The 1,039-nt window shown below is 63.6% G+C and carries 1 protein-coding gene; it reads right to left on the bottom strand.

Going from position 1 to position 1,039, the window contains the following annotated elements; translation table 11 throughout:
* Positions 1-696: EAL domain-containing protein (locus BIS11_RS18450; RefSeq protein WP_253586846.1), on the bottom strand; the 696-nt coding region annotated here is incomplete at its 3' end.
* Positions 697-1,039: the final 343 nt, after the last annotated feature.

Below are 1,039 nucleotides of genomic sequence, written 5' to 3' on the forward strand. Positions count from 1 at the left end.
GCCCTGCTGGCGGGTGATGCCGGCGCGAGCGAGCCACAGCGCCTCGGCTTCGGTCTCGATGCCTTCGGCGATCAGGCTGATGCCGAGCTCGCGGCCCAGGGTGACCACCGCCTTCAAGAGCGCCTGGCGACGCGGGTCGCGGTCGCAGTTCATGACGATCTCGCGGTCGATCTTGAGCTTGTCCGGGGCGAGGTCGGTGAGCAGGTCCAGGTTGGCGTAGCCGTTGCCGAAGTCGTCCAGCGCGGTCTTGAAGCCCATGCTCTTGTAGGCGTCGATGATGTCGGTCAAGTGCTGGCGATCGCTGACCCGCTCGGTTTCGGTGATCTCGAACACCAGGCGGTTGATGGGCCAGCCTACGCGCCGGGACACCTCGAGTGTCGCCTGGATACAGGCGTGAGGCTCGTAGACCGCGTTGGGCAGGAAGTTGATCGACAGATCGGTCTGCATGTCCAGAGCGCTGGCCATCTCGATCGCCTTCACCCGGCAGGCCTGGTCGAAGCGGTACAGAAGCCCCTCGGTCACCTGGGAGAGGATGCTCCAGGCCGACTCGCCGTTGACCCCGCGCACCAGCGCCTCATACGTGGTGATCCTGGCGTGCGCCAAGTCCACGATGGGCTGGAATGCCATGGTGAACTCGAACGGCAACTCGCCTTCGCAGCGATTGCAGTGCCCCTCTACCCGAGCGCAATTGCTCATGGAAACTCCTGGTTGTTCAAGCCCGTGATGCTGATGTTCATGGCGCATCTGGCGTGCGCCTGTCGGCTAGTCCTTTATGACTAGTCGGCTCAGTCTAGTCGCCCATTGCAGGCGCGTACATGCCACGCGTTATCCAGGCTCGAGGCTTTTAACAAATGTTCTCGTGCCGGTGATGAAAAAAACGCCCTGAAACGGGCGCAAGGGGAAGGTATGCAAAGCCAGGCTAGATGATGCCCGCCTCGCGCAGCGCCTGGCGCTGCTCAAGCGTGATGCCGATCTCCTCGAGTACGCCGTCGGTGTGCTCGCCGAGCAGCGGCGGGGCGGTGTCGGCGGTGACCTGGCG

Origin of the sequence: Halomonas sp. 707D4 (assembly GCF_024158685.1) — a bacterium.
Lineage (GTDB): Bacteria > Pseudomonadota > Gammaproteobacteria > Pseudomonadales > Halomonadaceae > Vreelandella.